The 6,259-nt window shown below is 34.2% G+C and carries 3 protein-coding genes; all 3 read right to left on the bottom strand.

Annotated features, from left to right (window positions below; all coding sequences use genetic code 11):
- On the bottom strand, positions 1 to 2,045 hold a 2,045-nt coding region (locus F6K13_RS13750; protein WP_287287628.1), incomplete at its 3' end, for an AAA-like domain-containing protein.
- Positions 2,046 to 3,360: 1,315 nt separating this feature from the next.
- Positions 3,361 to 4,182 carry a tetratricopeptide repeat protein gene (locus F6K13_RS13745; protein ID WP_192901031.1) on the bottom strand — a complete coding sequence of 274 codons (822 nt, stop codon included), beginning with the start codon at positions 4,180 to 4,182 and terminating at the stop codon, positions 3,361 to 3,363.
- A 653-nt stretch (positions 4,183 to 4,835) separates the two neighbouring features.
- Positions 4,836 to 6,170, bottom strand: a complete 1,335-nt coding sequence (locus F6K13_RS13740) for a sensor histidine kinase (protein WP_124154331.1) — start codon at positions 6,168 to 6,170, stop codon at positions 4,836 to 4,838.
- Between the last annotated feature and the right edge of the window lie 89 nt (positions 6,171 to 6,259).

The following is a 6,259-nucleotide window of genomic DNA, read 5'->3' as shown; positions in this document are numbered from 1 at the left end:
TGCCGCTTAAACATTCGCTCAATATAAGCATTAAATAAATGTTCTCTGAGTTCAACATTACTGCGACTAGGTAACTCTTCAATTGATATTCCTTGATAAGCTAAACTGATAATACTTAAAATTAAAGGAGACCGAGAAAATTCTTGCAATTTAACATCAGATTCTAATGCTTTTCTGACTGCTGCTAATTCTGAACCTGCATTTTTTAAATATTCTTGAATTTGCTCTAAACTTAAGGGCTGTAAATAAATAGCTGCTTGAAATTTTAATTGACTTGCAAGAGCTTCATAATCACGAATCCGGCTACAAACTACTATTTCTGTCTGCCCGTATTCTTGACATAATTTATTCAAAGCATCTACACAATCTTCTCGTTTTTCTCTACTAACTTCATCTAAACCATCAAGTAGTAAAAGTAACCTTTGTTCTTTTATCCAAGCTTTGCTAATTTGTTGAGAAACTTGATATTTAGTATGTAATTCTATAACTAACCAATCAGCGATCGCTTGTTTTTTACCTTCCCAAGAAGACAAGTTAAAAACAACAGGTATTGGTTGAGTTAAATCAGCTTCAGTTCTATTAATTAAATCTCGTGCTAATTCTAATAAAGTTGTCGTTTTGCCAGAACCAGGTTCACCCAAAATTAATAAAGTTCGCCCCGCGCCTAATTCATCAAATTTATCAATAATTCGAGTACCAGGCGGTAATTTTTGCTGGGGATTTTCTAAGTCTGACCATAGTAAACCCCAAGGACGATTTACTGCATTTTTTCGTTCTTCTAATCCTAGTTCAATTAATACTTTGCCGTGCAAGGAAGTTTCTAAAACACCTTTAACCCAATAATTTTTTACCTTGTTCAACAATATCTGACTATTTCGATATTCCTGCCGATTTATTAATAAGTTAGTATCCGAATTTCGCAGATATTTACTATCTTTTACTATTCCCGCTTCTGGCAAAACATTATTTATCCAATTTAGATTAAAAATTGCTTCATAAATGCGATTATAAACCTTTAATTTACCTCGGTTATGAATAACTAACCCAGTTAATCTTAATTCTAATTGTTCAGGACTTTGATTAACTTTTACTCCTTTTGTCTGCAAAATTTTTTGATATAACAATAATAACTTCTGACGTTGATTACTTAATAAGAGGCGATCGCGAATAGTCCGTAAATGTTGTGGTTCATCCTGACTTTCCCAATTATCTATTATCATGCTTCGGACAAAATTTTCTACCCATTCTTTCTCCCTACCAAGGGGAATAAAAGACTCAGATTTTAGGATGAGTTGGCATAGCTTCTGAGTCAGAAAAGGTTGCCCCCCAGTCCAATTTAATATTGCTTGTAATATTTGTTGATGATTATTATATTTTGTAGCTAATCCTGTTACTAAAGGTTGAGCTTCTTTAAAACTAAAACCAGTTAATTCTATTCCACGACCAATGTTAAAAGGACTCCCAATTTTATCTCTAATTAGATCAGCAGGAGTAGCTACACCAAAAAAAGAAAAAGTTAAACGTTTATATTCCTGATTTTGCCCTCTTTTGTCGTAACAAGAGCGAATCACCCTAAAAAAATCATCTACTTGAAATTTTAAACTAAGGGTACTATCAATTTCATCAATAAAAATTATAATATTTCGGGAAATTAACTTGAGAATAATCGATTGAATAAATTTGCTAAAACGCTGCCCATAAGATAAATTATTATGCTCAAACCACCAACTTGTTAAATCGAAGCGATCGTATAAATCCAAACTACTAATAATACTGTCAATTACACTTGCATACCACTGTTCGGGAGTAATGTCTAAATTACCAATTGCACTTAAATCGATACCAGCACAAATAATTCCTTCCGTTTGTAAAATTTCCATAGTTTGTATTCGCAAACTAGACTTACCCATCTGTCGAGAATTAAGAACATAACAAAATTCTCCTGCTTTTAATCCACGATATAATTCTAAATCTGCTTGACGTTTAATATAGGTAGGAGAATCAATTGGCAAACATCCACCAACTTGATATTGATAATTTGTCATAGCTTATTTTGACAGAAGGAAAAAAAATAAAATTTTTATATTTTCGAGGTTTTAGCAATTATACCAACTTTAATTGATCTGAAAAAATATTATTTATCACTAAAGTGGTTTGAGCAACCTACATTTTTCCAATTTGTCACAAATTATCGAGAGTTTGAAAGAGGTGAAAATATTTTTTTATAGATCGAGTTAGCGATCGCCGGATAGTATGATTGAAACCAACTTTTCATACTTTTACCAGAGGTCTAATTCCTGACTATCCCCCCATCAATTTATAGAAACCATTTGAGAGCTATTTAAAAAGAGATGGGGAGATGGGAGCATTTTTCTACCTTTTTCCCCTTTCAAAATAGATGGGTAGATGGGGAGGTTGGGAGACAGGGAGCTGGGGAGTATTTTTCTACCTTTTTCCCATATTCATTCCCTCCACCTCCTGACTCGGTTCTCCTGACTCCTGAGTCCTCGCAAAAAGCTGAATCGCCCACAAAGATACCAAATGGCTTCTATAATGGGACTTAAAAATTTTTAGGTCGAAAAATGGCGCTCGTGTCAGTCTAGATAAGGAAATTACATCAATGCCCTAAAAATGCCTAGAACCCTTGGTAATTAAGGATTTATGCATTTTTGACGTAAAAGCCTCTGCCCATCTATATTTGAGCCTATTTTCTGGCTTTATTGTGTGTAAGTCCCACTAATAGGTATTTCTTAAGTTTTGTAGTAGAAACTTTACCTGAACATTAGAAATATCCGCGCTTTCAGGCCGGAGAGGATGTCAAGTTTGAACATTGGTTTTGTATTCTTAATTATTATCAGAAGCTGACAGACCAAGATAAACCAGCAATGTTAATTTTTGAGAAAAATAAAGAATTGATGGATGCTGAAGCTACTTTTATTTGAAGTGTAGAAAAATTGCTAGCAATATCTCCATCTTAAGTGAAAAAAATAATCGCGAATACTTATAGCGATTTTCACAAAGGTAGACTATAGACAAAATATAAGTATGTTTTAAGTTTAATAAGTTACAGACCTGACAGATGTATTCTATGTTAATGAAAACCGCTATAATTTTGAAAAATCTTGAAAAGAACAACACTCCTCAAATACAAAGCAGGGATGTTCCATCGAACATTCCGATAATTATCGTTTTCATTGACTATTTTAAGGCAGCCTATTGTGGGATATCTTCCCATTGTAGGGACTGCCGCGCAGGATAGCTTGTGCAAAAAATACTCTCGACATCTAGCTATTTTACGATTAGCTACTTGATAATGGCGTGAGGTTTCTGCAACAGTTAAATATTGAAGATGACCCTATATCATGGAGATACCTGAGATGGAGACGAGGGAGGTAAGTCTTCTATTTGAGCTAAGGTTTCCTGAATACGCGGAGTTGCGAAAAACCTTTTTGCATCCTCCAGCAAGCGTTTTCCCCACAAGTTTTGGTCAAGATAATCAATATCTGCATATCTACTATCTAGTTGTAGAGCTTTTTCTCCCATAGCAAAACCTTGTTGTTTATCCCCTTTAGTATAAAGAGCTACTGATAGCGCTAGAAGTGGTTCTGCTGCCTTACTATCTAAAGAGATAGCTTCACGCCATTTTCTGATCGCATCATCCACATTTCCCATCTCGTACTCAACTAAGCCAATATTATTAATTGCAGGCCATAGATTTTTTTCGAGGGAATAAGCTTCTTCATATTGATCGATCGCTCTTTTAAACTTACCACGTTTGTAATAAGCATTACCTAGATCGAATAAAGCACCAGGACTATCTGGTTTGAACTTCAAACCTGCTCTTAACTGCTTGATAGCTTCTCCATACTCAGCTTTTTGAAAGTAAGCTCTACCAAGAATAAATCGAATATCAGCATTACTTGGATCGAGTTCTTGAGCTTGTTCTAGAGCTGTAATACCTTCTTCTAACTCTTCAGCTTGAATGTAAAGACTGCCTAATAGTGCCCAGGTCTGTTGACTATTTGGGGCTAACTCAGTGGCCAATTCAGCTCTTGATAAAGCTAACTCAAATTGTTGAAATCTTGCTAACTGTACAGCTTCCTCAGCTAAACTTAAACCCGTTTGTTCCAATTGAGCTGAGTTTAGCTGTAGTATGTGAGGAACTAATGCTTGTCCCAGCATCGGTTTCACTGTAGTGCCCCATAGGCCAAGGGTAATGAATAAAGAAACTAAGAAATTTCGATTTGGCACGGTAAAGAGTATTTATGGTTAAGAAGTTCAGTTGAAAGTATAAAGTATATAATATGATAGGATACCATTCGACTAAACTTACCCAAACTTACCCAAAACGGTATTTTGAGCTTTGGAGCTAGCTTCCTGCGCGTGCTGACGCAATGCTGCGCAAACACTGAAGACCATTGACCCCAGTCTGTAACTTATCTTCTCCACAGGTTTAAAATCCCTGGAAACTCCACCTAGTAATTCAAGTATAACAGAAGTTTTGCCATTTACCACTAAAAAATTTGAAAAAAAGTAGGGAAAGAGTATATTTAGGTAGGATTTGAGCTTCTGTTTTTACCCTAAAAATTTTATAATTTGCAGTATACTACTATTACATATATCTGAAAAAGAATCTGAAACCCTTATCCTGTCATAGGTGAAAATCTAATTTCTGGAGATGTCTATTGGAAATAATATATCTATAAATAATACATCTATAATTTCCGCTTCAGACTTTTAATAAATTCTCTTGGTAAAGATCCTCTGCTCTTTTTTTTTCAGTAAGGACTGTCTGATTTATATTTTTTCTTTTCTAGAGCGTGAACAGTATTCAATTAAACTATTGGTATAATAATTTCAAATTCAGTACCCTTGCCTGGTAAGGAATTTAGTTTAAGCTTTCCACCATGTTTTTCAGTAATAATTTGGTAACAAATAGCTAGACCCATACCTGTTCCTTTACCTACAGGTTTAGTGGTAAAAAAATTTTCAAAGATTCGATCTTGTATTTCTAGAGGAATACCTTGCCCATTATCAGCTATTCTAATAGTCAACCAATCAGACTCTTTCCTAACTATGACTTCTGTGCTTATTTCAATTTGAGGTTGCCAATCACACAAGTCCAATTCAGCTAATTTTTCATTAAGTGCATCAATACTATTACTAATTAGATTCATAAATACTTGGCTAAGTTGACCAGAATAGCAACTAATCATTGGTAAATTTGTACAATAATTCTTAAGAATTTTGATACCATTTTTAAGACGATTATTTAAAATAAGTAAGCTACTATCTATACATTCATGGATATATGCTTGTTTCTTTTGAGACTCATCCATGTGAGAAAAATTGCGAAGACTATTCACAATTTTCAGAAGTTGTTCCGAACCCAATTTAATACCTTGAGTCGTCTCAGCTAATTCTTCCTGTAAAGAATCATAATCTATTTGTTCTTTAATTCGATTGATAATTGGAGATGGCTCTGATATTTGATCATAAGCAGATAAAAGCTTAGTAATTTCTTCTAAATAAGAAGTTAGAAATATTAAATTATTCCAAATACAGTTAACAGGATTTCTAATTTCATGGGCTACCCCGGCAACCATTCTTCCCAAGCTTGCCATTTTCTCCGTTTGAATAGCTTTTGCCTGAGTTTGTTTTTGTAGTAGATAATTCGTAAGTTCGTGAATATTTGACTGAGCGACTAATAACTGATGCACATCCAAAAGTCTATAAACATTAGCTTCTATTTCTACAACTATTGGGTCATATAATAACTCAGGCTGTCTCTGCAAAGATTTTTGTGCTGCTTCTACTATCAACGTATTACCAGGAAGAATAGATATATCTGTTTTGGAGACATGATATAAAGCTTCTATAGGTCGCTTGTAAAACATCTCCATACCATAGCGACTTCCCATTTTTTCAAAAAATAATCTTCGGGAAATCATACCAACTAATTTATCTTGCCGATCTCTCAAAATCACACCAGGCAGCAAAGGGTTGGCTTCAAACACAGTTGCAATATCTTTCCCAAGGTAGCTAGATACAATTTGAAAGTCTTGCAGAGGTAGTTCCTGTATAGTTGACTCTAAAGATAAAAATTGACTTTTAACCTCTAAATTAGGCACAATAAATGAATCTGAATATGACTCATACAAAGCAAACATATTAAGGGAATTCCTAGTATTTTTGTATCAATAGATACTATTTATCAAAATATTCCTGATAGTTTGCTTGCACATCTGGAATATATTAT

This window comes from Okeania sp. SIO2B9, assembly GCF_010672505.1.
Taxonomy (GTDB): Bacteria; Cyanobacteriota; Cyanobacteriia; order Cyanobacteriales; family Microcoleaceae; genus Okeania; species Okeania hirsuta.
The sequence above is the reverse complement of the archived record's forward strand: the minus strand, read 5'-3'. Positions and strand labels throughout refer to the sequence as shown.